The organism is Helicobacter jaachi, from assembly GCF_000763135.2.
Classification (GTDB): Bacteria; Campylobacterota; Campylobacteria; order Campylobacterales; family Helicobacteraceae; genus Helicobacter_C; species Helicobacter_C jaachi.
Genome location: NZ_JRPR02000002.1, coordinates 139127 through 165995, shown reverse-complemented (window position 1 = coordinate 165995; position 26869 = coordinate 139127). Strand labels below are relative to the sequence as shown.

At 41.1% G+C, this 26869-nt stretch carries 27 protein-coding genes and 2 tRNA genes; 14 read left to right on the top strand and 15 right to left on the bottom strand.

Annotated elements, in window-relative coordinates; translation table 11 throughout:
• Nucleotides 1–23: 23 nt before the first annotated feature.
• The 6 genes from LS71_RS04540 (at nucleotide 24) to LS71_RS04515 (ending at nucleotide 5290) form a co-directional block, all read left to right on the top strand.
• Nucleotides 24–476: a glycosyltransferase family protein gene (locus LS71_RS04540; protein ID WP_034352283.1), complete on the top strand. Its 453-nt coding sequence runs from the start codon at nucleotides 24–26 to the stop codon at nucleotides 474–476.
• The gene (locus LS71_RS04535) at nucleotides 460–1455 is read left to right on the top strand and encodes a glycosyltransferase family 2 protein (protein ID WP_052057756.1); all 996 of its coding nucleotides are present in this window, start codon (nucleotides 460–462) and stop codon (nucleotides 1453–1455) included. Before LS71_RS04540 ends, LS71_RS04535 begins: the two co-directional genes overlap by 17 nt.
• Nucleotides 1395–2720, top strand: coding sequence for a glycosyltransferase family 4 protein (locus tag LS71_RS04530; RefSeq protein WP_034352285.1), 1326 nt, complete (start codon nucleotides 1395–1397; stop codon nucleotides 2718–2720). Before LS71_RS04535 ends, LS71_RS04530 begins: the two co-directional genes overlap by 61 nt.
• A gap of 72 nt (nucleotides 2721–2792) precedes the next feature.
• Complete coding sequence (locus LS71_RS04525) at nucleotides 2793–3026, top strand: hypothetical protein (RefSeq protein WP_138109831.1); 234 nt, start codon at nucleotides 2793–2795, stop codon at nucleotides 3024–3026.
• Nucleotides 3027–3187: 161 nt separating this feature from the next.
• On the top strand, nucleotides 3188–4453 hold the full coding sequence (locus LS71_RS04520) for a glycosyltransferase (protein ID WP_052057758.1): 1266 nt from the start codon (nucleotides 3188–3190) through the stop codon (nucleotides 4451–4453).
• Nucleotides 4454–4492: 39 nt separating this feature from the next.
• Complete coding sequence (locus LS71_RS04515; RefSeq protein WP_034352289.1) at nucleotides 4493–5290, top strand: glycosyltransferase family 2 protein; 798 nt, start codon at nucleotides 4493–4495, stop codon at nucleotides 5288–5290.
• Nucleotides 5291–5344: 54 nt separating this feature from the next.
• On the opposite strand, the gene gatB is transcribed toward LS71_RS04515, so the two are convergent.
• Complete coding sequence (gatB, locus tag LS71_RS04510; protein ID WP_034352291.1) at nucleotides 5345–6769, bottom strand: Asp-tRNA(Asn)/Glu-tRNA(Gln) amidotransferase subunit GatB; 1425 nt, start codon at nucleotides 6767–6769, stop codon at nucleotides 5345–5347.
• A 237-nt stretch (nucleotides 6770–7006) separates the two neighbouring features.
• On the opposite strand from gatB, the gene LS71_RS04505 reads away from it, so the two are divergent.
• A complete protein-coding gene (locus tag LS71_RS04505; protein WP_420810250.1) occupies nucleotides 7007–7735 on the top strand; it encodes a hypothetical protein in 729 nt (242 codons plus the stop codon).
• 33 nt (nucleotides 7736–7768) lie between these two features.
• Nucleotides 7769–8704 (top strand): NAD(P)H-dependent glycerol-3-phosphate dehydrogenase, encoded by a 936-nt coding sequence (locus LS71_RS04500; RefSeq protein ID WP_034352294.1) that lies wholly within the window; start codon nucleotides 7769–7771, stop codon nucleotides 8702–8704.
• Between the two features lie 37 nt (nucleotides 8705–8741).
• Here LS71_RS04500 and LS71_RS04495 read toward each other — a convergent pair whose 3' ends face one another.
• The 11 genes from LS71_RS04495 to LS71_RS04445 form a co-directional block, all read right to left on the bottom strand.
• A complete protein-coding gene (locus LS71_RS04495; RefSeq protein ID WP_034352295.1) occupies nucleotides 8742–9029 on the bottom strand; it encodes an HU family DNA-binding protein in 288 nt (95 codons plus the stop codon).
• A 140-nt stretch (nucleotides 9030–9169) separates the two neighbouring features.
• On the bottom strand, nucleotides 9170–9403 hold the full coding sequence (locus LS71_RS04490; RefSeq protein ID WP_034352297.1) for a hypothetical protein: 234 nt from the start codon (nucleotides 9401–9403) through the stop codon (nucleotides 9170–9172).
• The gene (gene fliS, locus LS71_RS04485) at nucleotides 9387–9770 is read right to left on the bottom strand and encodes a flagellar export chaperone FliS (RefSeq protein ID WP_034352298.1); all 384 of its coding nucleotides are present in this window, start codon (nucleotides 9768–9770) and stop codon (nucleotides 9387–9389) included. The genes LS71_RS04490 and fliS overlap by 17 nt, the downstream gene beginning before the upstream one ends.
• Nucleotides 9771–9780: 10 nt before the next feature.
• Nucleotides 9781–11829, bottom strand: a complete 2049-nt coding sequence (gene fliD, locus LS71_RS04480; protein ID WP_034352300.1) for a flagellar filament capping protein FliD — start codon at nucleotides 11827–11829, stop codon at nucleotides 9781–9783.
• A gap of 43 nt (nucleotides 11830–11872) precedes the next feature.
• The gene (locus tag LS71_RS04475; RefSeq protein WP_034352301.1) at nucleotides 11873–12265 is read right to left on the bottom strand and encodes a FlaG family protein; all 393 of its coding nucleotides are present in this window, start codon (nucleotides 12263–12265) and stop codon (nucleotides 11873–11875) included.
• Nucleotides 12266–12332: 67 nt separating this feature from the next.
• Nucleotides 12333–13544 carry a murein hydrolase activator EnvC family protein gene (locus LS71_RS04470; RefSeq protein WP_138109830.1) on the bottom strand — a complete coding sequence of 404 codons (1212 nt, stop codon included), beginning with the start codon at nucleotides 13542–13544 and terminating at the stop codon, nucleotides 12333–12335.
• On the bottom strand, nucleotides 13541–14350 hold the full coding sequence (locus LS71_RS04465; RefSeq protein ID WP_034352306.1) for a hypothetical protein: 810 nt from the start codon (nucleotides 14348–14350) through the stop codon (nucleotides 13541–13543). Before LS71_RS04465 ends, LS71_RS04470 begins: the two co-directional genes overlap by 4 nt.
• Entirely contained in the window at nucleotides 14337–15005 is a 669-nt protein-coding gene (locus LS71_RS04460; RefSeq protein ID WP_034352308.1) for a cell division ATP-binding protein FtsE, read from the bottom strand. Before LS71_RS04460 ends, LS71_RS04465 begins: the two co-directional genes overlap by 14 nt.
• A 3-nt stretch (nucleotides 15006–15008) precedes the next feature.
• A complete protein-coding gene (gene trmB, locus LS71_RS04455) occupies nucleotides 15009–16205 on the bottom strand; it encodes a tRNA (guanosine(46)-N7)-methyltransferase TrmB (RefSeq protein WP_034352311.1) in 1197 nt (398 codons plus the stop codon).
• Nucleotides 16205–17425 carry a fibronectin type III domain-containing protein gene (locus tag LS71_RS04450; protein ID WP_238700329.1) on the bottom strand — a complete coding sequence of 407 codons (1221 nt, stop codon included), beginning with the start codon at nucleotides 17423–17425 and terminating at the stop codon, nucleotides 16205–16207. Before LS71_RS04450 ends, trmB begins: the two co-directional genes overlap by 1 nt.
• Complete coding sequence (locus LS71_RS04445) at nucleotides 17409–18503, bottom strand: RluA family pseudouridine synthase (RefSeq protein ID WP_034352316.1); 1095 nt, start codon at nucleotides 18501–18503, stop codon at nucleotides 17409–17411. Before LS71_RS04445 ends, LS71_RS04450 begins: the two co-directional genes overlap by 17 nt.
• 84 nt (nucleotides 18504–18587) lie before the next feature.
• Here LS71_RS04445 and LS71_RS04440 point away from each other — a divergent pair, with 84 nt between their 5' ends.
• The 5 genes from LS71_RS04440 to ftsZ all read left to right on the top strand — a co-directional run bounded on the left by LS71_RS04440 (nucleotide 18588) and on the right by ftsZ (nucleotide 24037).
• Nucleotides 18588–19730 (top strand): FtsW/RodA/SpoVE family cell cycle protein, encoded by a 1143-nt coding sequence (locus LS71_RS04440; RefSeq protein ID WP_081946219.1) that lies wholly within the window; start codon nucleotides 18588–18590, stop codon nucleotides 19728–19730.
• Nucleotides 19692–19768, top strand: a tRNA-Ile gene (locus LS71_RS04435). Before LS71_RS04440 ends, LS71_RS04435 begins: the two co-directional genes overlap by 39 nt.
• A 199-nt stretch (nucleotides 19769–19967) precedes the next feature.
• On the top strand, nucleotides 19968–21464 hold the full coding sequence (locus LS71_RS04430) for a peptidylprolyl isomerase (RefSeq protein ID WP_034352323.1): 1497 nt from the start codon (nucleotides 19968–19970) through the stop codon (nucleotides 21462–21464).
• 7 nt (nucleotides 21465–21471) lie between these two features.
• Nucleotides 21472–22863: a cell division protein FtsA gene (gene ftsA, locus LS71_RS04425; protein WP_034352325.1), complete on the top strand. Its 1392-nt coding sequence runs from the start codon at nucleotides 21472–21474 to the stop codon at nucleotides 22861–22863.
• A gap of 10 nt (nucleotides 22864–22873) precedes the next feature.
• Nucleotides 22874–24037 (top strand): cell division protein FtsZ, encoded by a 1164-nt coding sequence (gene ftsZ, locus LS71_RS04420; RefSeq protein WP_034352328.1) that lies wholly within the window; start codon nucleotides 22874–22876, stop codon nucleotides 24035–24037.
• 137 nt (nucleotides 24038–24174) lie between these two features.
• Here the strand turns inward: ftsZ and rpsU are convergent, their stop codons facing one another.
• On the bottom strand, nucleotides 24175–24387 hold the full coding sequence (gene rpsU / locus LS71_RS04415) for a 30S ribosomal protein S21 (protein WP_011115619.1): 213 nt from the start codon (nucleotides 24385–24387) through the stop codon (nucleotides 24175–24177).
• Nucleotides 24388–24504: 117 nt separating this feature from the next.
• Between rpsU and LS71_RS04410 the strand changes: the two genes are divergently transcribed.
• Nucleotides 24505–24581, top strand: a tRNA-Arg gene (locus tag LS71_RS04410).
• A gap of 263 nt (nucleotides 24582–24844) precedes the next feature.
• Here the strand turns inward: LS71_RS04410 and miaA are convergent.
• Entirely contained in the window at nucleotides 24845–25735 is an 891-nt protein-coding gene (miaA, locus tag LS71_RS04405) for a tRNA (adenosine(37)-N6)-dimethylallyltransferase MiaA (RefSeq protein WP_034352332.1), read from the bottom strand.
• Between the two features lie 4 nt (nucleotides 25736–25739).
• Nucleotides 25740–26858, bottom strand: coding sequence for a pyridoxal-phosphate-dependent aminotransferase family protein (locus LS71_RS04400; RefSeq protein WP_034352335.1), 1119 nt, complete (start codon nucleotides 26856–26858; stop codon nucleotides 25740–25742).
• Between the last annotated feature and the right edge of the window lie 11 nt (nucleotides 26859–26869).

Below are 26869 nucleotides of genomic sequence, written 5' to 3'. Positions count from 1 at the left end.
ATTCTATCCACAAGGATTTTATAATGCATTATGCTGCAATTTATGGCGATACGCTCTTTTGGCTTGATGAGAATCATGCCAAAATCCCCCGTATAAGCTATAATCCTGCGTATCGTATGCCCTTTTGTCATCAAAGCGTATTTGTGCGCACAGATTTATTAAAACAACACAAATTTGATACAAGCTTTAAAATCTGCGCAGATTCTGCATTTTTCACGCATATTTACAGACAGGGCGCAAAATTTTTATACATCAACATAATTGTGAGCGTATATAACGCCCATGGACTATCCTCAAAGCCTAGCTGGCAGTATTTTAAAGAGGAGCTGCGCATAATTGCGCGCACAAATGCAGGCTATGCGCCCATTTTTTGCGCTAAATACGCACTCACACTCATAAAATATGGCATAAAGTCCCTCTTGCCCCGCTCATTGCGATTTAAACTCCAAAGCCTCTATAATGCCAAACAATCCTAAAGTCTCTATCATTATCCCCGTGTTTAACGCGCAAGCACACATTGCAAGGGCTATAGAATCTTGCACTAATCAAAGTCTAGATTCTATAGAGATTATTATTGTTGATGATTGTGGGCAGGATAATTCTATAGCAATTGCTAAGGATTATGCAAAGCGTGATGATAGAATCTGTATTGTTAGGAATAGTAAGAATTTAGGCACATTTGGTGCGCGTATTAAAGGTATAAAGGCTGCTAGAGGGGAGTATCTTACATTTTTAGATGCAGATGATTATCTTTTGGCGCAAACTTGCAAGCGCGTGTATGATGTCGCCATAGAATCTGGAGCAGATATTGTCTTTTTTGGTATGCGTTTTGAGCCAAAGACTTGGAAACGTGTAAGCCCGCCTGTGATTACTAAACCCTTACGCGAAGAGGAGATACTTTATGAAGTTTTCGCCCATTGTGCCACACCTCCGTGGCACATATGTGCGAAGCTTTATAAAGCTTCGCACATCGCGCGCGCGATAAATTTGCTCGTGGCACATATGGGCGAGGATACGCGCCTCACAATGGCAGAAGATGTGCTAAAATCCTTTTGGATATGCGCACTAGCTCAAAAAAGTGTGGGCATAGATGATAAACTCTATGTATATTGTGAAAGCACAAGCTCCATTACGCGCAAAATCGACTTTCACACGCGCGATAGAAAAATTGCAGATATTTCGCGCGTGATAAATGAGCTAGATTCTCTATCAAATGTGCCAGAAGTGCGCGCCAATAGCGCCTTTCTCCCCGCACAAAAACACACGATTAATATTTTAAAGAGTGTCATTGCATTAGAACATCGCTATGATGAGCAAACTAACGGGGGGGGGGGCATAATATGCTTTTCTCCCTATTTGCGAGCCTGCATAAAATCTCTTGCTTATCATCGCAAATGGCAAACCTATGTGCGCATGATGCTCGCCATTCTCACACTTGGCAAAATCAAACTCTAACCCACAAAGTCCCATTTGAACGCAAAATCCTTTTGCATCTTGCTTCAGATTCATACAAAGGCGGCGCAGAATCTGTCTTTCGCAACACTATAGAATCTAGCCTAGATTCTAAGGCGTTTAATGTCTTTGTGGCAAGCTGTGATGTTGCTCCACCTTGCAATATCGCGCCTTCACAATTCCTGCGCCTTGATGATTGGGAGCAGTATCCTAAAATACGCGGAGCATTTAAGTATATTTTTAATTACACAAATTATGCGCGCTTAAAAACCTTTTTATTCACACATAAGCCGCATATTATCCATACGCAAAACTACCTCTCACGCCTTAGTCCTAGTGTGCTTTTCGCACTTAGAGCCTATAAGAGGGCATATCCGCGCACAAGGCTTATTTATACCGAGCATGGTTACGCACCTTGCGCTAATGGTGGGCTTTATAATTATGCTATACAACACACTTGTGAATACTGCATAGGACGCTGCAAGCTTGCCATAATGTGGAAAAATTGCGACAGACGCGGCAGAATCTACTCTATACTCAAAGGCATTCGCACGCTATTCTATCAAGGCATATTTTTAAATACTAAAACTCTCTTTGATAAAGTGCTTTGTGTGGGTAGTTTCCAACTACAAAAGCATTTAGATGACGGCTGGGATAGGGCAAAGCTGCAAGTACTTACCAATCCTATTGAAATGAGATTCTATAATCCCTTAGTGAAACTCTCTAACAAGCAAGATGTGCTAGTATTTTTTGGGCGATTAAGCGCGGAGAAAAATATCACTCTGCTTATTGAGGCTTTTGCAAATCTCATTAAAAAGCCTAATTTTGCGCATTTTAAGCTACTCATCATTGGCAAGGGCGATGATAGGGCAAGGTGTGAGAATCTCGCACGACGCACCATGCAAGCCTCAAGCTATGACTTTTTAGGTAATCTTAAGCCCGAAGAAATAAAAGCCATTTTGCAAATTGCAAAGCTCTCAATTACCCCAAGCCTATGCTATGAGACCTTTGGGCTAAGCATTGTAGAATCTATGCTAGCAGGCTGCCCAGCACTTGTTTCAAATCTCCCAGAGCTAAGCATCACAGCAAAGCGATTTGGCGGCTTTAGCTTTAATGATTTGCAATCAAGCCTTGAGGCGCTACTTATAAATTATCCGCGCACATTTGCGCTTTTTACTTCCAAACGCACGCGCGCTATCAAGTCTTTACGCCAAAAGCCATATATGCAAGGGCTTTTAGACGCATATTTTAACGGGGGCATAATCTAAAATCCCACTTTGAGCTAGATTCTATAGAGATTATTATTGTTGATGATTGTGGGCAGGATAATTCTATAGCAATTGCTAAAGATTATGCAAAGCGTAAGGCTGTATTTTATAAATCGCCCGCTTGTGATGCTAGAAGATGGCTTGCTTGTGCTAGTGGTGAGTTTAGAATCTAAGCGCTACATTGGCTCAAAAACGCCCATATATCGCTATTGTCTAAATCCTAGCTCTATCGCGCACAGCTCGCCTGCTTTCACAATGGCTTTAATAAATCCCTCCTGCCTTGCTACGCGCACTCCATACTTTTAAGCCTGCGCTATAGCTTCCGCTGGCAAAATCTCGCGCGCCTAGTGGTTTTTAGCTTAAGCTTAGGGCGTATTCGGCTCTAAGCAGCTTTAGTAAGCTTTTTATGAGCTATTTTGTAATACAATGCGGCTATTTTTTAGAAAACACCCATTTTAAGGATTTATATGCTGCCTAGAATTTTGCAATTTGGCAAGTTTTACCCCCCAGATATTGGCGGTATAGAATCTGTCATGCAAGATATTTGCGAGGGGCTAAATGCTAGAGGGCTAATCTGTGATGTGTTATGCTCAAACTCTGCGCGCAGTTTTGCATACGATATTACTAAGAGCGCTAGAATCTACCGTACTGCCTCATTTGGCAAGGTAGCCTCTACTTCTATAAGCCCGCAGATGATTAGCGCGCTCTCACACCTTATTGCGCCCTATCATATTATCCACCTGCATTTGCCAGACCCTATGGCAAATCTAGCCCTTTTCTTGCTGCAAAAAAAGGCGAGAGGGAAAATTATCATTTTACATTGGCATAGTGATATTATTAAGCAAAAATATCTGCTTAGATTCTATAAACCCTTGCAAACATGGCTTTTAAAGCGAGCAGATTTTATCATCGCCACAAGCCCAAACTACATCGCACAATCACGCTTTTTAAAGCCTTTTAGACAAAAATGTATAAGCATTCCTATTGGGATTAATGCGCATCTGCTTAAGCCACCTTGCGCGCATACGCAGCATTTAGACTTTTTAGATAAATACGCGCATAAAAAGATGATTTTTTCGCTCGGGCGATTAGCGCAAAATAAGGGCTTTGTGTATTTAATTGAAAGTATGAAATTTTTAAGCCAAGAGTATATTTTATGCATTGGCGGCGATGGCGCGCTTAGAAATGAACTTAAGCGCCTTATTGGTGCTGCTAATCTTACTCATCGTGTATTTCTTGTAGGCGCGATACCAAGGGAGCAGCTGGCATATTATTATGAACGATGCCATATATTTGTTTTGCCCTCCATTCAAGAATCTTTTGGCGTAGTGCTGCTTGAGGCGATGAGCTTTAGTAAGCCTGTGATTAGCACTAATCTTTCACCCTCTGGCAGCGCCTTTGTCAATCAACACGGCATAAGCGGGCTTGTTATCCCGCCTAAAAATCCTAAAGCCATAGCTCAAGCTATAAACGATATAGAATCTCGCTACGCGCATTTTGCTAAAGGCGCAAGGGAGCGCTTTTTGGCACATTTCACACAGGAGCAAATGCTAGATTCTATAATCGCGCTCTACAAAAGGGCTTATGAGCTACGCAAGGGGGGGGGCAGAAGCGAATATGTAGCCCTATATGCGCCCACGCGATACATCGCAGCACATTTCTGCTATGCGTATAATATTTTAGCCCACGCCACAGCAATCCATAGCGCGCAAAGGCTCACCCTATGCGCTTAGATTGTAGCTCAAAGCCTCTTTACACACAAAGGCGATTTGATGTCGCCTAAAATTTCTATTATCACGGCTACATTTAATGTCGCGCATACGATTAAACACACGCTAGATTCTGTAATTATGCAGGATTTTAGCGACTTTGAGCATATTATTATTGATGGCAAAAGTAGCGATAATACGCTTGAGATTATAGAATCTTATCGCGCTAAATACGCGCAAAAAGGCATTGCTTTGCGTATTTTGAGCGAGCGCGATAATGGCATTTATGATGCTATGAATAAAGGCTTAAAGCACGCACGAGGGCAGATTGTGGGGTTTTTGAATGCAGATGATTTTTTTGCTTCAAATTTAGTTTTACGCTTTATTGCGTGGGGTTTTGATAGTCCGCGCGGCATTGATATTCTCTACGCAAATGTGCTGTATGTCAATGCCCAACACAAACCGCTAAGAAACCTTAAAGGGAGGGAGTTTTCGCGCTATTTTTTTGCACTAGGACTTCACCCGCCGCACCCAAGCTTTTATGTCAAAAGGCGCGTATATGAGGAGTATGGGGGATTTGACCTTACGTATAATATCGCTGCAGATTATGAAATCATGCTAAGATTTTTGCAAAGATACCGCCTAAAAAGCCTCTATATCAATGAATGCTTTGTCAAAATGCGCAGCGGTGGGACTTCAAATGCAAGTCTTAAAAATATTTTGCGCGCCAATATGCAGTGTATGCGCGCATGGCGGCAAAATCATCACAGCTACAAATATGCTCCGCTTTCTGTAGGCTTAAAAATCTTAAGAAAATGTAAGGATAAACTTTTAATGTTTTTAAGTATGCACCACTCATAAAATCACGCAAGCAAGGCTTGTTTAAGTCAAAATATAGAATCTAGCCAAGACCTTTCAAAGATGTTGTTTTAATAACTCATTTACACGCGCGGGATTTGCGCCTTTGCAAGACTTCATCACCTGCCCTACAAAAAATCCAAATAGCTTATCCTTGCCGCTTTTGTATTCAGCCACCTTATCAGCATTAGCCTCAAGCACTGCCCTTATGGCTTCAAGCAGCGCGCCATCATCATTAATCTGCGCTAATCCCATAGAATCTATGAGGCTCTCCACATCGCCCCCGCCATCTTTGACAAGCACATCTAAAATATCTTTAGCACTTTTGCCGCTAATTTTATTGTCCTCAATGCACTTCACAAGTGTGGCAAGTGTGGGCGCATCTACGCCGCAGTTTGTGAGCGTTTTTTCTCCTTTTAATCGTCCTAAAAGTTCAGTTGTTAGCCAAGTGAGCGCGCCCTTTGCACTCGCGCCACACTCAAGCATAGTTTCAAAATAATTTGACAACTCAAGGCTGCTTGTGAGCACGCCTGCATCATAGGGCTTTAATCCGAGCTGCTCCACAAATCGCGCCTTTTTTTCATCGGGCATTTCTGGAATAGCGCGCCCCTCATTCATTAAGGCTTCATCGATAAATACAGGGAGCAAGTCTGGGTCTGGGAAATAGCGATAATCCGCTGCCTCCTCTTTACCACGCATAGAGCGTGTAACGCCTTGAGTAGTGTCAAAAAGCCTTGTTTCTTGCACCACTTGCTCCTCATATCTGCCATCTTCCCACGCTTCACGCTGGCGCTCAACCTCAAATTCTATGGCTTTTTGGATAAATTTAAAGGAATTTAGATTTTTAATCTCCACGCGCGTATAAAGCTTAGAATCCCCCTGCGGACGAATAGAGACATTTGCATCACATCTAAAGCTACCCTCTTGCATATTCGCATCGCTTATGCCCAAAAAGCGCACAATAGAGTGCAATTTTTTTAAATACGCTATGGCTTCATCGCTGCTGCGCATATCTGGCTCACTCACAATTTCTAAAAGTGGCGTGCAAGCACGATTTAAATCTACTTTAGAAATATTGCCCTCATGGATATTTTTGCCCGCGTCCTCCTCCAAATGCGCGCGCGTGATGCCAATGGTCTTATTATAAGATTCTAAATTTATCTCTATATTGCCTCTGCCAACGATGGGGATTTCATATTGGCTAATTTGATAGGCTTTGGGCAAGTCGGGATAGAAATAATTTTTGCGCGCAAAAATGGAGTTTTGATGAATAGTAGCATTAATGGCAGTGCCAAATGAAATAGCTTTTTTCACCGCCTCACGATTAAGCACAGGCAGTGCACCGGGCAATCCTAAGCAAGTGGGACATACATTTTTGTTAGGCTCATCGCCAAAGCTTGTAGCGCAAGAGCAAAAGATTTTTGTTTGGGTATTGAGCTGGACATGGACTTCTAAGCCGATAATGGTTTCAAATGCTGACATTAAAGTTGCCTTATGTGAAAATTTGGAATGTAAAGTGCTAGTATAGGCTAAAGCACATAAAACATTTATAAATTTTTAAAAAGATTTAAGATAGAATCTAGCCAATTTTGACTTGTGAATGAATAAGGCGTTAGGGTGTGTGGCGCGTTGGAGTAGTATTTAGAATAAATGCTAAATGCCGATTTATATATAAGTTTTTAAGTGTAGCGCGAGTGTGCGCGAATGGGAGTGAGAGCATTGAAAAAAGTCATATTACTGGTGAGTGTGGTGATGGCTTGCTTGTGGGCTGAAGAGTTGCAGTTGCATGAGCCAAGCAAGGAGATAGCAAATCCTACTGAAAATCTCACAAAAAATAATCATACCGAGGATACCAAAGCAAGCGCGCAGGTGAGCAAAAATCTCTCTATAAAGGCAGATTTACTCGCTAATGAGGGATATTCCGAGCTTGAGCTTACTACAGGCAATGCTAATCCTAATGAAATTGAAGCGCCAATGTCTCGCTATAGCGCTGGCGTGGAGCTAAACTACTCTGTTAAGCCCGATTCCAATGTGGAGGTGGAGTTTTTCGCCTCAAATGCGCTAGAGATTAATGCCCAAAGGCGTGGAGGCAAGACTAAAGCCTATGATAGTGGGCAGCAATACGAGGAAAATGCCTACGATTATGGCAGTAGGATTCTGTATCCTGCATGGGTGAATAGCATAGGTATGGCAGTTACTGTTAGTAAGGCACATCGCTTTATGCTTACCTTTAAGCAGACGCAAATTTCTGTTAATGATGCGCTTATGGTAATGGGCGGGGGCGTGTCTCAACCTGTGGCACAAACGCAAAATGCGCTCAATGTAAATAATGAGCAAAATATGACAAATGCACCTGTAGTAACCAATGTCCCCGCTAGCAATAAAACTATGGCTAATCCTTACGCGCTCACTACGCAAATTTTTCTCACATACAGCTATATATTTTGAAAATCTCTCACTATAAGCAATGATGAAACAATAATGAAAAAGGTGGGCATATTTGGTGGAGGCGCTTGGGGCAGGGCTTTAGCCTTTGCTTTGGCGCAAAAAAATGAGGTATATATCGTTTCAAGGCGAGATATTAGCTCCCTGCTTGCACCACTTAATGAGAATCTAGCAAGTAAAGGTGCGCGAGTAATTACGCAAGTATCGCATAATGATGCACTTAGGGCTGAACTTTTTGTCCTAACCATTGCCACAAGTGCGCTAAGGCAGTGGCTTTCTCTAGTCAAACTTCCACAAAGCATTAAAATATTATGCGCAAGCAAAGGTATAGAATCTGGGAGTGGCGCATTTGTGAGCGATATTTTGGAGGAATATATACCACATAAGCATTTGGCTTATTTGTGCGGTCCTAGCTTTGCCGCTGAAGTGGTGCGCTCCCTACCCTGCGCGCTTATGATACACTCACGCAATCTTACCCTTAGCCGCGAATTTGAAGTATTAATGCCCTCTTTTATTAAAACCTACACAAGCCCTGATGTCGTGGGTGGAGAGGTAGCTGGAGCGTATAAAAATGTCATTGCTATTGCTGGGGGGATTTGCGATGGACTGTCATTTGGCGGGAATGCAAAAGCTTCTTTGCTCGCTAGAGGATTGGTTGAGATGAGCCGATTTGGAGAACATTTTGGAGCGAGAATGGAAACATTTTTGGGGCTTTCGGGCGCTGGCGATTTGTTTTTAACATCAAATTCTACCATGTCGCGTAACTATAGAGTGGGCTTAGGCTTAGCGCAGCAAAAGCCTATAGATGAGATTCTAAGTGAATTAGGCGAGGTGGCTGAAGGTGTAATTACAGCTCAAGCCATTGCACAAATTGGGCAGAGGGAGGGCATTTATGTGCCTATCGCAAGAGAAATTAGCCTTATAATCAATGGAAAAAGTGTGAAAGAGAGTTTGAAATCGTTAATGTCCTAGCCTCCCACAATGGGAAGGAGGCTAGGTTAAATAGCAGTTATTTCTTAGCCTTAGCTACTTGGTCTTTTAAACCTTTTCCTGGGCGGAATTTAGGCACAGACTTTTCTTTTGTTGTATAAGTTTTGTGTGAGCCAGGCACTTTACCTGATTTTGCTTTTTGCACAGCTGTTTCAAACTTACCAAAACCTACAAGCTCTACGCTTTGTTTTTTAGAAAGCGCTTTTGAAATAGCATCTACAAAAGAATTTACTGCTTTTTCAGCATCTTTCTTTGTGTCATATTCGCCAACTTTCTTAACCAAATCAATGAATTCTGCCTTGTTCATTACAAACTCCTTGTTGTTAAATTTTGAACGCGGGCATTTTATACGATTTTAAGCCTTAAGTCAAGATGTAAGCGCGCATTTTGCATAAAATTATTGTAAAACTCTCTCACATTGCAGGATTTTAGCCACAATAAGAGCGTCTAATGCGCATTCTCAAGGAATTTTTTGGCTGCTTTAATCTGCTCCATATTAATCCTTACTTGCAGCTGCCTAGATTCTAGAAGGCTCTTTGTTTGCGCGATAAGCTCAAGGGCTTGCAGTTTATCCTCAAGCGACGCACTATGGAGATTTGAGGGGAGATTACTCACAAGGAGAAAGGCGGTTTTGTCATCTTGATTAAGGAGTGCAACTTTTAAGCTATCGAGCCAATTCATCTTGATTAATTTCCCTCCAAGCCTCTAAAAGCCCTTTTGCCACATTCATAACAGTATCAATCTTTGTCGTATCATTAGCAACATTTGCTTGTGTAAGGAGTTTAATTTGATGTGTGTAAAGCCCTGTAAGATACACTGCCACATCGCCACCCTTTTCATAATCAAGCGTGTTTAGCAACTCTGTAAAAATATCTGTCGTGCGGTTAATATAATAGATTTTTTTCTCAATATCCTCTGCCTCCATATACCTTTTAGCCAAAGAACAGAATCTCAAAATCCCCTCATAAAGCATTTCAACCAGTTTGACAGGCGATTCCACAGACACGGAATTTTGTTGGTAGAGATTATAAGCGTTGTTGCCATACATAATTTACTCCTTATTTTTTTGCTACGGATTGGTCAATCATCAGCTGCACGCTGCTAAAGGCATTATTGGTTTTAGAGATTTGAGAATCATAGGCTGCAAACCTCTGTGCCATAATGTCATAGCGCGTATTGAGCTGCTCGACTGCTTTTTTACGCTCTTCGCGCAGTTTTTTATCATCTTTTGTGAGGCTTTCCTCAAGTAATTTAAGCCTTGCATTGCCTCCGTTAAGAAGCTTATCAAGCTCTTGGTCAAATTTTTTAAACACACCATCAACTTGCACCTCCTTAAATTCTGCGCTTTTCACACTCCCATAAAAAAACTCTTGCGTGCCTTGTGGGTCTGTGCTTAAAGCCATTTGCAATTTACTTACATCAAGGCTCATCTTGCCCTTTTCATCAAGCGCTAATCCATATTTTGCAAGGCTTTTAAGCTCTGTTTCTGTAGGAATAGTGGTAGAAAAAATACGATTGAGTGTAGGGCGAATCATACGAATATCGCTATCGCCATTAAAAATGCCAGCGATTTTAGAATCTTCATCATAGCGCGTAACCTCATCAAGCTTTAAGCCCAGCTCATTGTAAGATTCTACAAATTTTTTTACACTCTCTGTAATTTCCTCATCATTACGCGTAATGCTAATCACAGCGGGCTTGCCCGGCTCTGTGGTAGTGAGTAGCTCGATATTTACGCCACTTACAATATCATCTATATTGTTTGTTGGGCGCTTCATTGAAATACCATTGTATGAGAATTTCGCATCTTCAGCGCTTTGCACCTTGCGGATTTTGAAAAGCTCTTCTTGCGTTTTGGCATAATCCATTGTAGTGCCGGGCTTCAATCCCAAGTCCTCAAGCGCTTTTTTGCTCTCTGCATCATTATTGGCATAGATATTAACTTCACCCGTATCAGAATTAATCACTAGCTTGCCCTCATCATTAACAGAACCATAAATACCTGCGATATTATTAATGGCTTCAGCAATGCTCTTAGCATTTTGTGCAGCAGTATTTTTCTCCTTTGTGAGTGTGGATAAATCAAGCGGAATGCTGCCTATATTGATAGTGCCTTTGAGTTTGCCCGCACCCACGCTTTTGGTGGCTACCATTAAATCATCTTTTTTAGTGCTTTGATTATCAGCCCCAAAGCCTAGAGCCTGTGCCATAGCACCCTCGATAACAACCCCATAACCGCGTCTATCATTAATGGTAAGCGAATCGCTATTTGCCCCACCTATACCGATATTTAAGTCATTATCAAGTAATCCCTCAAAGCTAGAATCTGCCTTGATTGCCGCGATAATAGCTTCTTTAAGTGTTTGGGCATTATCTTGTGATTTAGATTCTGTAGCTGTCCTTGGAATCTTAATGGAGAGTGTTTTATCCACGCCTTTTTTATCTTTAAGCGTAATGTTTAAATCACCATCTTTTAGCTCAAATGGACCTCTTGGCACGACAGAGCCGCTCGCTGTAGAGCCAAAATACACCCTTGAAGCCTCGCCTGTATCTTTGGAATTAATCATAAGCTGGTAGGGATTTGAGCCGCCTGTTTTCATCACAATGCCCATAACCTCGCCCTTTGTAGTATCTGTAATGAGCTGTGCGACTTGAGCTAACTCCATACCGGCTTTAATATCAATTTTATAATCCTGCCCTTTGTGGTGGAATTTTAATACAGAATCCTTTTGGCTAAATACAGATTCTCTACTCTCATATTTTGAGCCTATTTCATTAATGTCTGAAGTGGCTACAGAATCTACATCAATTTTAATATCCTGTGTAGGCACACCAGCGGAGATAGTGGCTTTAAGCGCATCGCCTATGACATTGCTTGAACGCCCTAGATAAGTGGAGTAATCCCCAAGCTTGCTTGTGCTTGATTTAAGCTCGCGCAAAGCGGAGGTAATGGCTACAAGCTCGGTTTGCTTCTCAACATTTTTTTCGATTTTTTTATCAATAGGGTCGACGTGAGACGCCTCATCGGCTTTTCTTAGTTTGTCAATAACATCATGGTTTAAAACCTTGCTACCAAGCCCGAGCGAGCTTAACGAACCAAGTGCCATACTACCTCCTTATCCTGCATTAGATTCTATAAATTTATAGAATCTAGCCTTGCTTATCAAAAATAACGCCAATCACTTCCCTCATGCGTTTCATAAGCTCAATGGCTTCCTTTGAGGGTATTTCGCGTATGACTTTATCGCCATTGCTTTCTTTAACTGTTACCATAAGTCCGGGGATATTCTCATTATAGGAAAAATTAATATCCGTGCCTATGCGCTTCATCTCATCATTGAGCTTTTTACTCAAATCACGCAATTCATTCTCAAGCTGCTTCTTGCTTTCCTTGTCTTGATATTGGGCAGTTTCTTCCTGCAGGCGCACTTCGGTTGGTCGGGTATCCTGCGTAACTGCCTTTCCGCTCGCATTTACCATATTGACTAGCTGATTTTTAACAGCATTGTTCGTGCCTTCGGCATTATTAATACCATTAATCATAGCGTCCTCCTTCAAAATTCTAGAATATAACAAGAGACATATCGGCTAAAATATTATTTTTTTAACTTCAAAGCTTAATAAAATCAGCAGGATTAATGTGCTTATCTTTTTGCGTGATTTCAAAGCTTAAGCGCTCATTTACCCTGCCCAAAATCGCGCCTTTTTTAACTGCCTGCCCAACTTTTATACTAGATTCTATACTATCCATATACGCATAGATAGTGTGAATAGCATTTGTATGCTCTATAATGATAACTTTTTTAAGTCCGGGCGCATCTTTGGCATACACTATTTTGCCATCAAGCACATTTTTCACCTGCGCATTGCGCGAAGTGGGATTAAACAAAATAGCCGCATTAAAAATTTTAAACTTATACACCGGGTCAAAATATGGACCAAAGGGCTTTTCAATCGTATATCGCTCAAGTGGAGCAAATGTCTTAGCTCCCTTGTAGGCAATAGTTGGCACATCGCGGTATGAAGTGCCAAACTGCTTTGGGGCTTTAATGCTATTTGGATTTTTTTGATTATTGATAAAGGCTTGCTGGCTAGCACTTTTTTGCTTCTGCTCTTTGACAATATTAAGCTGCTCTAAAATCTCATCAAGATTTTTGCGCTCTTTGACAATATCTTTAAGCTGCTCATTATAGGTGTTTAGCTCATCTTGCATCTTGCTAAGAATGGCATTTTGCTGCGCTTTTGCAGCTTGGAGGCTATCTTTTTTATCTGTTTGGATTTTAATAGAGCTTTGGAGCTGGGAAATGGTGCTAGTAATTTTTTCAATCTCATTATTTAATATACTTTGTTTGGCATTAAGCGTTTTAATACTGCTTCTAGTGTGTTTGTGCAAGATTTGATACACATAAGATTCTATCACTCCATCTACAGAATCTGCGCTCCCCTCGCGCTCGATAATAATATGAAAAGCAATGCCTTGTGCGATAAGCTTAATCATCTGCGCTTCAAGCGCTTGCTTTTGCTCTATGAGGGCTATCTGGCGTGCTTTAGAATCTTTAAGGCTTTTTTCTTGAGAGAGAGATTTGCCCTGATTTTGCGTGATGTCTTTTTGCAGATTCTCAATTTGCTTGCCTAGCTGGACCAATTCAGCATTTTTACTATTAATAGCCTTGCCCAATTCGTCAAGCTTTTTACTTATGGCTTTTTCTTGGGACTGCGCGGTGGCGAGCTTGTCTTTATTTTTAGCAATATCTTGGTCAATATTTGCCATACTCGCACTTACAATAAGAGCGAGTGCAAACCACGCAAAATACCTCATCATAGGTCTTTTTGCTTAATAATGACAAAAACAACTGATACGATAGAAACAAGAATTGATGTGAAAAGCAAAATAATAAAATCGCTGCCCATACGGAATATATCGCTTGTAACTTCAAGAGTTTGAAGCACTTCTTGCATTTTGTTATAGTTAATAAGATACGCCATACCCACGATGATGATAATGGTTGAAATGATAGAATCTATAAACGCAAGGCGGAATAAAATGCCATTTCTCATCCACGCTGGCGCACCTAAAAATGCCATAATCTCCATTCTATCGCTATGCTCAAATTTCCAAATTTCAATTTGTTTAATCATCAAAATATAGCTTAAAATCGCAATGAGCGAGGCAAATACCACAATAGAGCTTTTAATAATGAGCAGCAATTTATACACTTGCGAGTGGCTTTTGCTAAAAGATTCTACTTTGGTTACGCCATTTAGCTTTGAAAGGGTAGTATTAATCTTTTGCAATCGCTCTTCATCGGGAAAACTTGAGAGCTTGAGCGAATAGAAAAATGGCAATTCTCTCTGCAAAGTCTCAAGACTCTCTCGGCTTAAATCTTTTTTAAACTCATTCATTAAATAATCTGGCGTAATGGCTTTAAGCTCCCTAGCCTCACGAATAAAGCTCTGAATCTTATCAAGTGTGAGTGCGTTTTTTGAAGCAATCACAAGTGAGTAATTATCTGAAAGTTTGCTTTCATGCTTGCTTACAGCGCGATTAACTAGCATTATGCTCTCCAAACTAAAAAGCAAGGCAAGAAGGGGGATAATTAGTGCCAAATGTCTCCTAAGCAAATTCATACACCACTCCTTCTTCAATATGCAATCGTCTATATGGGATATTAAGCCTATCTGGCATTCTATGCGTAACCACAACCACCGTGATACCAAGCTGCTCATTCACGCCTTTGAGCAGATTCCAAATAAGCTCGCTTGAGTAATCATCAAGGTTACCCGTTGGCTCATCGGCTAAAATAATCGTAGGATTATGCGCTAATGCCCTAGCCATTGCCACGCGCTGCTGCTCCCCACCGCTTAGCTCTAGTGGGAATTTACTCGCCTTATGCGAAAGTTTAATATGCACAAGTAGCTTTTCTACTTGTGATTTGCACACTTCTTTTTTATAACCATTAATCACCATAGGCAGCATAACATTGCGCTCGATATTCCACTCTTTTATCAATTTATAATCTTGAAAGACAATACCAATGCTGCGGCGCAAGTGATTAATGCGATTTTTTGAAGCCTTTTGCATACTCACGCCAAATACATTAAGATGCCCGCTCTTTACGCCCAAATGCCCAAAAAATGAACTCAAAATAGTGCTTTTGCCACTTCCTGAAGCCCCTGTGATAAATACAAACTCTTTGGCATTAATGCTAAAAGTCGCATCTTTAATGACTAATTCATCATTATAGCCAAGGTTAAGATTTTTTGCCTCGATGATTGCGCTCAAACTTCACTCCTGTGTTAGAATCTGCATTAAATGCTTATGTGCTTTGATAGCTGCAAGTGTGGGAATGGGCGTGCCATTGATATAGTGGGCTACTTGACTTTCACAAAAGCCAATTTGCAAAAATTTATTTTGAGGCTGATTAAAGTCCCCAAGACACAAGCCCAGCACATAAGTATCCCCCGCACAATACACATTATCAATATGTAAAAACCAATCTTTAGCGATTTTCTTATAAGGAAAATTGGTGTAATTATCCAAATTTTTTCTTAGAATCTTATCAAAAAGGAAGTTTTTTTGCATATTTTGCGCAATTTTTGTGCTATTTTGATGATTTTGCGCGCTATTTTGTGTGCTAAAAATTTTTATATCATAAATATCTTTATGCTCACGCTCCCAGCGCGCTTCATACTTGCTTGTAACAACATCTTTTATATTTTTATGCACTTCAAGGCTTATATGCTCCTGCTGCAAAGCAAGATGAAGTGCATCTTTTATATATGTCTCATCATCACTGCGCAAATGCAGCATTTTATGCCCTTTTAGCACGCGCAGGGCTTGGTGCAAAAAATGATGTGAAAATACTCTCCTATGAGGCTTTTTATTCCACGGCACAGGGAAATGCACATAGATACCCTCCGCAATGTGTGAGGGCATAATCTCAAGCAAAATGCGCGCATCGCCTTTAATGATAAATAAATTATTAAGATGTAAAAGTTGAATTTGCCTAAGAATTTGCTCAATGGAGGGTGTGTGGATTTCAATACCTATGCAAGTAAGCATAGGATTATGCTGTGCTAAATGCAAAAGATGTCGCCCCGAGCCAAAGCCCACTTCAATAAGGCAAGGCTGCGCAAAATCTAAGAAAAAATCCATAGTTTTCACATAAGGTGATTGTAGATTCTGTCTTAGTGAATTATTATTAAGATTATGGCTTAAAATGCTACTTTGGTAATCTAAAAGCACTTTTAACGCATTTTTAATTACGCCCGTTGGTTGCGTGTGGGAGCTTTTCTCACATTTTAAAATCATATTTGATGCTCTTTTAATCTTACGCAGGAAAAAATCTTGCCCCCTATGGCGCACAAGGATAAGAGAGCGCTCTTTATGGCGCATATCAAAGGCTTCATAGACAAACTCAAAATCGCCACAAGCAAAAGGCAAAGCAGGCAAGGTAATGCTAGAAGCGAGAAAATGAGGCATTACTCCTTTGCCCCTTGAGCCTCTACAAAGAGCAAAATTTTCTTTGTGGGAGCAGATTCTATACCATTTTTATCCACACTCACCACGCTGTAGCTATATTTCTTGCCCTTTTGCATTTCTTTATCCACAAAGCTATTGCCCTCTATATCTACAAAACGCGTGCTTTGCGCCCATATTGCGCCCTCATAACGATACACAATAAAGCTTTGGATTCTATCATCGCTTGGGATTTGCCAAGAAAGCGTGGCTTTACCATCAATGATTTTGCCCTCAAAATGCGTAGGTTGGCTTGGTGGAGGGAGGCTAGAGCCTTTGGCTGATTGTGTATTCATACGCCCCTCTAAGCCATTATCGCCTATAAGCACGACTTGATAGTAGTAGCTTATGCCATTTTCGTCCGCTTTTAGCTTATGCGTGTAATGTGTTTGATTAGTCGTAGCAAGCGTCTTATAGTCTTTATCATCGCTTGAGTAGAGAACCTTATAATATTTTTTGCTTACCCCTTGCGTATCAGGTGCAGCCTCCCATGAAAGATTAATCGCACGCGGCATATCATTGGAAGCGTGCAGATTTTCAATAGGTGCAGGTTGTGGGATAGTGCTTACACTCACGCTTTTTGAGGGCTTAGATTCTATCCCCTCAAAATTTTTAGCAATAACGCGATAAGTATAAGTCTCTCCATCTTTTAAATCACTATCAAAATACTCCACGCTTAAGCGATGGGGAATATGCGCTATAGTCTCAAACTCACCTGCCTTATTAAGCCGCTGCAGCAGATAAGTCTCCACGCTAGGATTAGCATGCGGCGACCAAATCAGCTTAATGCTGCGCGGCTGGTTGTTAATAGCAAAAACGCTCTCCACCGCATCAATAAAAGAAGTTTGAATATGTATAGGCTCACCCTTTGGCGAGACATCTTTATTGTTGCCAAGCGTGGCAAAGGCATAAATATACTTAGTTTGAGGCGATAAACCTGTGTCATAATAATGCGTAGCAAAGCGGTTTTTAATAATAGCAATCCTCTGCAAGCCCTTACCACTTAGGGATTGCGCGCGATACACGACAAAGCCCTGCACCGCTTCATCATTTAGAAACTTCCACTCAAAGCCCACAGATGAGACATCAACAAGCGTATTTACAGAATCTAGCTGCGGCAAGGCGGTATTTTCTTTTAGATTCTCATTCAAAGATGAAACACACGCGCTAAGAAAAACACTCAAAAAGCCCCATAATCCTATCAACTTCAAGTAGCTCCATAATATCCTCGCAGCCATCGGGCAAATCCTTTGTGAAGTGGGTTTGTATAAATTCTAACATATCTAGTGCAATGGGCGCTTTAAAAGTGCATTTTTGCTGCGTTTGGGGGTGAATGAGATAAAGGATATAAGCATGCAGCAAGATTCTATCCTGATAGTTGTGCGTTTTAGGGCTTATCTTATAGCCATAGAGTGTATCGCCAAGAATATGACGAGAGAGGCTTTCAAGATGCGCTCTTATTTGATGTGTGCGTCCGGTGTGCAGCTTTATGGCAATAAGCTCAAGTGCGCCATTATTTGAAGTGGCAAGCTTTACAAATGAACTTTTTGAATCTCGCACACCTTTGGGAATTGGAGCATTATTGGCAATGTGGATTTTGCTCATTTTTAGGCGATTATGCGCTGCACGCCCCATATAGCAGGATACTTGCTGATTTTTTTGCAGCGGCATATCAATAATGGCTAAATAATAGCGACCCATTTCACGGCTTTTAAGCTCTTTGGGCAGAGCAGCATAAGCTAAATGCGACTTAGCAATGGCTAAAGCCCCGCTAGTTTGCTTATCAAGCCTATGGACAATGCCATAGCGCTCCTCACCACTTAGTGTGTGTAAAATATGAGATTGAGATTTAAGCCAATCTGTGAGCGTTGGCTCTTTCACACTAGGAGCTTTGTGGATAATTAAATGCGCGGGCTTATTAATGATGAGTATATGCTCATCTTGGTGCAAAATATCAATCTTAAAGCGCGCATCATGCTGCATAATGGCTTGCAATGCTTTAGATTCTGTATGTATAGAATCTGTGGAATTTGCGGCATTTATAGAATCTACACCATCTGTGTTTAGATGTATGCTAACACTATCGCTAGCTTTAAGATATATGCCATTTTTGTGGCAAGGCACGCCATTTATGGAGACTACTTGCGCTTTAATGAGATGATGAATTTGATTTTTACTGCAGGCAAGCTGCGCGCTTAGATAGCTATCAAGGCGCAATTTGCCATTTTTTAAGTCAAGATTTGATACAATAAATGCTTGCATTTTACCTGCCTAATTTTACACATTTTGGCTCACTAGTTTTTGAGCGTTTTATAAGCTAGATTCTATAAATTTTAAGGATTAAGAGTGATTGATAGACGGATTTTAGCACATTTTGATTATATTTTGCTGCTGCTGGTGTTGCCGCTTGTAGCGCTATCTTTATTCCTCATTAATGAGCTAGATTCTGTATTATTTGCCAAACAAATAAAATATATAAGTTTGGGTTGTGGGCTTATGGTGGTGCTTTTTTTTGTGCCTTTTAGAAAGCTTAATGGCATTATTGTGGCTTTATATATTGTGTGCTTGATGCTGCTTATTTTGGTGCATTTTATCGGCACGCAAAAGCTTGGTGCGCAGCGGTGGATTAATATCCCCTTTACGAGCTTTTCTATCCAACCAAGCGAGATTATAAAGACTTTTCTTATGCTGCTGCTTGCTTCATACATCGCTAGAAATCCCCCGCCAAAAGGAGGCTACGGGATAAAAGAATTTTGTATTATTAGCTCTTTTATCCTTGTGCCTTTTATGATTATTCTAAAAGAGCCTGATTTAGGCACAGCTATGGTCATTCTACTCACTGGATTTGGCACGCTTTTTCTAGTGGGAGTGAATAAAAAAATTTGGATTTCACTAGGGCTTATTATGCTTATTTTAGCCCCTGTAGCGTATGTGGCAAATCCTTTAAAAGACTATCAAAAAAAGCGTATTACAGATTTTGTATCCGAAAACTATCCCTATCAGGTTAATCAAGCCCTTATTGCTGTAGGTGCGAGTGGCTTAGTTGGGAAATCAAAAGAAGAAGCCACGCAATCCCAACTCAAATTTTTACCCTATGCAAATACAGATTTTATTTTTGCATATTTTGTCGAGCGTTTTGGGCTTTTGGGCGCATTTGGGCTTTTAACACTCTTTTTTTGCATTATTGTGCATATTTTAAGTTTGGGATTTACCTATGGGAAAGATTATTTTTTGCGCGTGGTGACAGGCTACATTGCTATTTTAATATTTTTGTATGTAGGCATTAATATATGTATGGTGATTGGCTTAGCCCCTGTGGTTGGTATCCCACTGCCCTTAATGAGCTATGGCGGCACAAGCTTTATTACCTTTATCACACTTTTTACAATCCTTGAAAATGTCCTTGCCTTTAGATTCGTTTTTGAGTATAATGCCACCCCTAGCAAGCGGGGACCTTTAGCTCAGCTGGTCAGAGCACTCGGCTCATAACCGATTGGTCGCAGGTTCGAATCCTGCAAGGTCCACCAGAGACTTTTTTACACACTTCCCACAATTTTTTACAATAACTTTTATATAATTTTACTTTTATTTTTCAATCTTTTATGTTGGGCGAATAATTTTTATCAAATTTGCTTGAAAGTGCCTAAAGATACAAACAATATTTGTTTTTTTCGCCTTTTAATGATACAATACGCGCTTTTAAAAAGCTACAAAGGTTAAACTTCAATGATTACTTGGATGCAAAAGCATAAAAAATGGCTTGTCATCACTATTTGGATTAGCGCCATTGCATTTATTGGTGCAGGCTCGGTAAATTGGGGTTCTTACGGATTTGGCTTTGGTAGCGATAAAGTGGCGAGTGTAGGTGATATTGACATTCACATCGATGAATATCAAAGGGTATATAATCAAGTCCTAAACGAATATGCTAAAATTCCGCAGCTAGGCGGTATTTTAGATGAGGCGCAAGCCAAACAATTAGGCATACCACAAATCGCATTGCAGAGGATTATCCAGCAAGCTCAAATTCGCAATTTTGCGCAAGATTTAGGCTTAATGGTGAGCGATGAGGAAGTAGGCAGAGAAATATTAAATGCTAATGTGTATGTCGATGAAAAGGGCAATTTTAGCCACGAGGTCTATGAGAGAGCCCTACAAAGTATGCAAATAAGCAAGAGTGATTTTGAGGAAATGCTGCGCAATGAAATGCTTGTGCAAAAACTTTTGGGCGTTGTGAATGCTAATCAAATGGGTATGCTCATCTCCGTTACACCCCTAGAAGTGGCTACACTAGAGATGTCAAGCTCTGTGCGCGATAGACTTATGGTAAAAAGCCTCCCTATCACGCAAGTAAAATTTACAGCAAACGAGGCAGACATTAGAGCATTTTGGGAGCAAAATGCTCAGAATTGGAAAACGCCTATGGAATTTGAAATTGAATATATCCTTGTGCCTTTTAATGCCTATACTCCCGATGATGAGGCACTTAAAAAGCATTATGATGATTTTAAAAGCGACTATATCGATGATAGTGGGCATTTAATGAGTCTAGAAGAGAGTAGAGAAAAACTTGTGCGCGATGTGCAGAAAATAGAGGCAGAAAGCGCGGCTAAAAGGGAGTATATTAATCTCAAAAATAGCAGCAAAAAGGGCGAAATCATCACTATCAAAGATAATGAGCGCTTTTTTGTGAAAGACGGCATAGATTTAGTTGTCGCAGATATGAAAGCTGCTCAAGTAGGACAAGTGCTAAAGCCCATTGAGGCAAGTGAGGGCTTTGTGACATTAAGACTAATGAGCAAAAAAGAGAGCGCTAACCAAAGCTTTGAAGAGGCTAAAAGCGCGGTCAAAGCATTGTATGAACGCAATAAGCGCAAAGAAGCACTCGCAGAGCTAGCTCAAAGAAGTGTCGCAAATTTTAGCGGTAGCGATATGGGATTTGTTGATAGATTCTATAATGGCGCTATACTCACGCTAAATGAACAGGAGAGGGGCTATTTTATCTCTCAAGTATTTGAATCTAAAAATAAGCAAGGCTATGTCCTCTTTGATGATAAGGCTGTGTTATATCGCATATTAGAGCAATCCGCAACGCCCTTAGTGCAAAATAATGAAGCCCTTATGCTTGCTAAGGGTGCTAAATACGAAGCCCTTTTAAATGCGCTAGCAGATTATCTTAATAAAACCTATAAGACAACTATTTACATCGATGTAAGCAAGTGAGGCAAAAGTGAATAAAATCATATTAGGCATTGACATTGGCTCAACAAAAATTTGTGCCATTATTGCTGAAATTAAAGAAGATGGCACGCCCTATATTATTGGCACGGGCATACATAAGGCTGATGGCATTAAAAAGGGTTCTATTACTAATATTGAGCTCGCATCAATGGCAATTAGAAATGCTGTAAATGACGCCAAAAGAGTTTCAGGAGAAAAGGTAGATAAAGCTATCATCTCACTTTCTGGCGCATACACAAAAAGCATTAGAGAATCTGCGGTGGTAAATGTGCCAAATAGTGAGATTGGACTAAAAGAGATTAATCGCGTCATGCAAACAGCCATTTATAATGCCGTTATCCCCGAAGACCATGTGCTTATCCACGCCTTGCCCTATGAATTTAGGCTTGATGACCAAAGCTATGCCGAAGACCCTATGGGTATGAGTGCCTCGCGCCTAGAGGCCTTTGTGCATATTGTAACAGCCAAAAAAACTGCATTAGAGAATCTAAAGCGCGCCGTGCGTGAAAGCGGCATAGAAATTGAAAATATTGTCCTAAGCGCGTATGCTTCGGCAATTGCGGTCTTAAGCAATGAGGAAAAAGAACTAGGTGTAGCCTGCATTGATATGGGCGGGCAAACTTGTGATTTAATGATTTATAGCGGCTATTCTATGCGATATAGCGATTTTTTAAGTGTGGGCTCACATAATATCACCGTTGATTTAGCCACTGCGCTAAACGCCCACCCAAGCATTGCCGAGCAGATTAAAACCGAATATGGCAAACTAATTTTAAGCGATGAGGATAAAACAAAATCTATTAAGGTCCCTGTTATGACAAGTGAGAGCGCGACTACAAATGTGAGCTTAGAGATTGTGCATGCTGTGATTTCTGCGCGTGTGGAGGAGACTTTGCAACTTTTAGCAAAAAGTATTGAAAAAAGTGGCTTAAAGGATAAAATCGGTGCGGGCATCACCCTCACGGGCGGTATGGCAAATCTTGAGGGTATGCAGGAATTTGCCTCAAGCATATTTTTTAGACGCCCAGTTAGGATTTCAAAGCCTACAGCCGTTGGCGGACTTTTTGATGGATTAAAAGGCACGCAGAGTGCCACTGCGGTGGGCTTAATACTTCACGGCGCAGGGCAACATACCAATTACGAAATGGATTATGAAAAAAAGATTCGCTATCGCAAGAGCAATATCAGCGTAGATAGCAATGATATGAGCAATATCGAGCTGCCAAAGAACGCATTGCAAGAAACTAGCACATCAAGCGCAAAGATTACGCATAAACCAGATGATTTATCCCAGCTTAGAACCTTTGAGAATGACAAGCATAGTAATATATTTGTCAGATTCTATAAATGGGTCAGTCAATGGATTAGTCAATTATTTTAAGGGGAGCTATATGGAAAACATCAACTTAAACATACAAGAAATTCGACCAGAAGGCGCGGTGATTACCGCTATTGGCGTTGGTGGCGGTGGCACAAATATGATAAGCCATCTTGCAAAGACTAACCCACATAAAGCCATTAAGCTTATTGCTGCAAATACCGATGTGCAGCATCTTGAGGGCGCGAACGCTAATGTTAAAATGAAGCTTGGTGAGAAACTCACAAAAGGCTTAGGAGCAGGTATGCACCCAGATGTTGGCGAGAAAGCTGCTTTGGAGACTTATGAGGAGCTTAAGCAAACGCTTAGTGGCTCTGATATTGTCTTTATCTCCGCAGGGCTTGGCGGTGGCACAGGCACGGGGGCTGCCCCTGTGGTGGCTAAGGCTGCCAAAGAAGTGGGCGCGCTCACCGTCTCTATTGTAACTAAGCCTTTTAAATGGGAGGGAGGCAAGCGCACGCGCTTAGCCGAAGAGGGCTTGCGCAATCTTAAGGCAGAGAGCGATTGTATTATTGTTATCCCCAATGAAAGATTGTTATCCATTATCCCCAAAAATTGTGGCTTTCAAGAGAGCTTTAAAATAGTAAATGATGTGCTTGCGCGCGCGGTAAATGGCATATCAGGCGTTATTTTGAGCAGTGGGGCAAACGACATAAATGTGGATTTTGCCGATGTGAGGACGGTTATGAGTCATAAAGGCTTAGCACTTATGGGAACAGGTGAGGCAAATGGCGATAGCGCCGCGTGCGATGCTATGCGTATGGCATTAGAATCCCCCTTGCTTGATAATATTTCCATTAAAGACGCAAAAGGCGTGCTTGTGAATTTTGAAATCCACAGAGATTATCCACTAGCCGAAATTGCTGAGGCAATGAATATTGTAGATGCCATTGCTGCAGATTCTGAAGCGGATATTGTATTTGGCACATGCACGCTCAAAGGCGATGCGCAGCAAGATTTTGTGCGTATAACAGTGGTCGCTACAGGCTTTGAAAAAGAAGTAGTAGGTGACACGCCCTCTGTGCAAACACCAGCAGATAAGGATTTAGAGCATTCTCGCAAGAGCCTCCAGCTCCGCAGAGCTTCAGGAGAGAGCTACCATGCAAGCGATGATTATAGCTTATTTAATAATGACAGCATTGATGTGCCTACATATCTGCGCAATCAAAAAGATTAGTGCTGCTTATAGAATCTAGATTCTATAAAAGCGCGGCAGCGAGTGAGGGGATTTAAATTCCTTAACCTGCGCTACAAGCTCCTTTAAAAGAAACCTAGCAGCGCAAGTGAAACTAAGATGTTTGGGAAGAAATGTGCCTAAAGCTTAGACTCATATCTGCGGAGCATATAGAGTCGTTTGAGCATTTTTTTCTTAGCGTTAATCTTTTGCTTTTTGCGCTTTTCGGTTTTAGATTCAAAAAACCTGCGCGCGCGCACCTCTGTTACTACCAAATTGCGGTCGGTTTGCTTTTTGAACTTTCTGTAAGCCTCTTCAAAAGACTCGCTCTCTTTAACTTTAATTCCGGGCATAGACTTCACCTGCTTTCTTTTAGATTTGAGCGGGCATTATATGTAAATTTTGTTTAAAAATGCTTAAAATTTAAATATAGCTTTAAGCATTTTTAGCTAGAATGCAAGGTTTGTTTTGTGCTCGTAGCTCAGCTGAATAGAGCAACAGGTTGCGGTCCTGTAGGTCGGGGGTTTGAATCCCTCCGAGCACGCCATTTACAATATCTCAATCACTTTAAATCATCATAAATCTTGCGCAAGCTTCGCGCTAAATCTTATACAAACCTTACTAAACTTTATGCCCATCTCGCCATATCTTTTATATGTCCATTTAGCGCGATTTTTAAGCTTTAGATTCTATAATTTGGATTAAATCCTACAAAAAAAGCTAATAAGCACCGCCCTTTATGCAGCAATATAAAGACTTAAACTCTAGGTTTAATAGCCCTCGCCACACAACTGCAGCAAAGTAAATATCTTAAGCTAGCTCTTTTCTTAAAGCCTGCTCTAGGGCATCGCGCTCTAAGTGCGTGATAGTGCTAAATTGTGTGCGATTAAAGGTGCGCTGACGCTTAGCAAGCTGGCAAGTGTGATAAAAAATCTGCTCTTGCAAAGTGCGCGTATCTGCAATCTCACCGCGCAAATAAGCCGCACACTCCTTTGTGCCAATGCCTTTTAAGGCTTGGGCTTGCGCGCCAAAGGTTTGTAAAATATACTCTGTTTCTGGCACAATGCCCTTTATTATCATCTCTTCGCTCCTTTTAGCTATGCGCGCCCTTAGTTCATCTCTATCAAGCACGAGGGAATAAATTCTTAAAGGTATATTTAAGGCTTTAGGTTTATGCGTGGCAAAATACGCGCTAGGAGCTGTATTTGTGGCTTTAAAGAGGGCTAGAGCTTTGTAGATTCTATAAGTGTCATGCTTATCTATACGGCGCGCATAATCTTTATCAATGTGCTGCAAATACGCATACTGCGCGTTTATATCGCCTATAGAATCTACCCATGTTTGATAAGCCCTAAGCTCTGGCATAGGGCTTAAACCCTCTATTATACTTTTTAAAAAAAAGCTGCTCCCGCCCACGATGAGCAGCGGCTTATGCTTAGAATCTTGCAAAGCTTGGGTTAAAAGTGTAAAAAAAAGCAAAGCATTACTTTTTTCATTTGGCTCTAAGACATTTAGCCCATAGTAGCGCACTTGAGCCTGCTCAAGTGGTGTAGGCTTAGCAGAGGCAATATCTACATATTTATAAATACTTAGTGAATCCAGGCTAAAAATCTCACAATCATACTCCAAAGCCAACTTGTGCGCTAGCTCGCTTTTGCCACTCCCGCTAGCGCCAAGTATAGCGATGACCTTTTTATGCATAAGCCTAATTTGCCCCTAATAGCGCATAATACTGCTCTAAAAATACTTTATTTGCGCTTCCATCAAAATTCCTGCGCCCTATTTTTTCAAGCGCTAATTCAAAGGCATTGACCACCCATACGCTTTCATTAAGCGGAATTAGCCCCATTTGATTAATGCGCACAATGCTTGTTTTTAGCCTATCTTGCCCGCCTGCGACATTAAGCATAAATACATCTTTAAGCACTTTTCTTATTTGCGCAGCGCACTCTGGCTCATAAATGGTATTCATCGCTAATGCTGGCACTTTGGGATACATCTTAAGTCCAATAGATTCTAAAGCCTTTTGTGTGGCTAAAGAGCGCGCTTTGGTGCTAGCATAAATGCTTGCAAAATCTTTTTTAATCATATCAAAATACGCTACAAGCCCGATGATAATGCTCGTAGGCGCTGTCCAAGCGGTGGTATTTTGTCTTTGATTTTTAAGCTCTGTTTTGAGATTAAAATAAAAGCCCACGCTATGCTCTTCTATTATCTCCAAAGCATATTGAGAAAGTCCCACAATGCTTAGTCCCGGCGGCAGCATAAAGGCTTTTTGCGACCCACCAATAAGCGCATCAATATGTGTGGTATCAATTGCCTCCACGCCCATAGCTGTAATCGCATCAACCACAATAGCAATATGCGGATAGCGCGCTTTAATAGCTTTAGCAATGCCCTCCACATCATGCCTTAAGCCTCCTGCAGATTCACACATTTGCATACAGAGGCAATCAATCTGCTTATCTTGCTCAATCATACTAAGCACGCTCTGCACGCTAGCTGGCGTATCCCACTCGTTTATAATCTCGCAATATGGGATTTTATAAGCTTCTGCAATCTTACCAAATCGCTCACCAAACTTGCCGCTATTAATGCCTAGCATTTTTTTACGCGTAAAGGTGCGCACACAAGCTTCCATAGCTCCGCTTCCACTGCTTGCAAACACAAGCACTTCAGGCATTTTAATAAGCTCCAAAAGCCCCTCCCTCATGCGCGCAAAAATAGCTTCAAACTCTGGCGTGCGATGATGTAGCGTAGGCTCGCTCATCGCCTTGCGAATAGATTCTGGCACTGGGGTTGGACCCGGCGTAAAAAGCAGCATAAAAACTCCTT

Bases quoted from the DNA above. Each gene is read 5' to 3' on its own strand.
- LS71_RS04465 (WP_034352306.1), bottom strand. From the start codon at position 14,350: ATGAATTTGCTTAGGAGACATTTGGCACTAATTATCCCCCTTCTTGCC.
- LS71_RS04445 (WP_034352316.1), bottom strand. From the start codon at position 18,503: ATGCAAGCATTTATTGTATCAAATCTTGACTTAAAAAATGGCAAATTG.
- LS71_RS04470 (WP_138109830.1), bottom strand. From the start codon at position 13,544: ATGATGAGGTATTTTGCGTGGTTTGCACTCGCTCTTATTGTAAGTGCG.
- LS71_RS04515 (WP_034352289.1), top strand. From the start codon at position 4,493: ATGTCGCCTAAAATTTCTATTATCACGGCTACATTTAATGTCGCGCAT.
- LS71_RS04500 (WP_034352294.1), top strand. From the start codon at position 7,769: ATGAAAAAGGTGGGCATATTTGGTGGAGGCGCTTGGGGCAGGGCTTTA.
- fliS (WP_034352298.1), bottom strand. From the start codon at position 9,770: ATGTATGGCAACAACGCTTATAATCTCTACCAACAAAATTCCGTGTCT.
- ftsZ (WP_034352328.1), top strand. From the start codon at position 22,874: ATGGAAAACATCAACTTAAACATACAAGAAATTCGACCAGAAGGCGCG.
- fliD (WP_034352300.1), bottom strand. From the start codon at position 11,829: ATGGCACTTGGTTCGTTAAGCTCGCTCGGGCTTGGTAGCAAGGTTTTA.
- LS71_RS04400 (WP_034352335.1), bottom strand. From the start codon at position 26,858: ATGCTGCTTTTTACGCCGGGTCCAACCCCAGTGCCAGAATCTATTCGC.
- LS71_RS04430 (WP_034352323.1), top strand. From the start codon at position 19,968: ATGATTACTTGGATGCAAAAGCATAAAAAATGGCTTGTCATCACTATT.
- miaA (WP_034352332.1), bottom strand. From the start codon at position 25,735: ATGCATAAAAAGGTCATCGCTATACTTGGCGCTAGCGGGAGTGGCAAA.
- LS71_RS04495 (WP_034352295.1), bottom strand. From the start codon at position 9,029: ATGAACAAGGCAGAATTCATTGATTTGGTTAAGAAAGTTGGCGAATAT.
- LS71_RS04530 (WP_034352285.1), top strand. From the start codon at position 1,395: ATGGCAAACCTATGTGCGCATGATGCTCGCCATTCTCACACTTGGCAA.
- trmB (WP_034352311.1), bottom strand. From the start codon at position 16,205: ATGCCTCATTTTCTCGCTTCTAGCATTACCTTGCCTGCTTTGCCTTTT.
- LS71_RS04520 (WP_052057758.1), top strand. From the start codon at position 3,188: ATGCTGCCTAGAATTTTGCAATTTGGCAAGTTTTACCCCCCAGATATT.
- LS71_RS04535 (WP_052057756.1), top strand. From the start codon at position 460: ATGCCAAACAATCCTAAAGTCTCTATCATTATCCCCGTGTTTAACGCG.
- LS71_RS04475 (WP_034352301.1), bottom strand. From the start codon at position 12,265: ATGATTAATGGTATTAATAATGCCGAAGGCACGAACAATGCTGTTAAA.
- gatB (WP_034352291.1), bottom strand. From the start codon at position 6,769: ATGTCAGCATTTGAAACCATTATCGGCTTAGAAGTCCATGTCCAGCTC.
- rpsU (WP_011115619.1), bottom strand. From the start codon at position 24,387: ATGCCCGGAATTAAAGTTAAAGAGAGCGAGTCTTTTGAAGAGGCTTAC.
- LS71_RS04490 (WP_034352297.1), bottom strand. From the start codon at position 9,403: ATGAATTGGCTCGATAGCTTAAAAGTTGCACTCCTTAATCAAGATGAC.
- LS71_RS04540 (WP_034352283.1), top strand. From the start codon at position 24: ATGCATTATGCTGCAATTTATGGCGATACGCTCTTTTGGCTTGATGAG.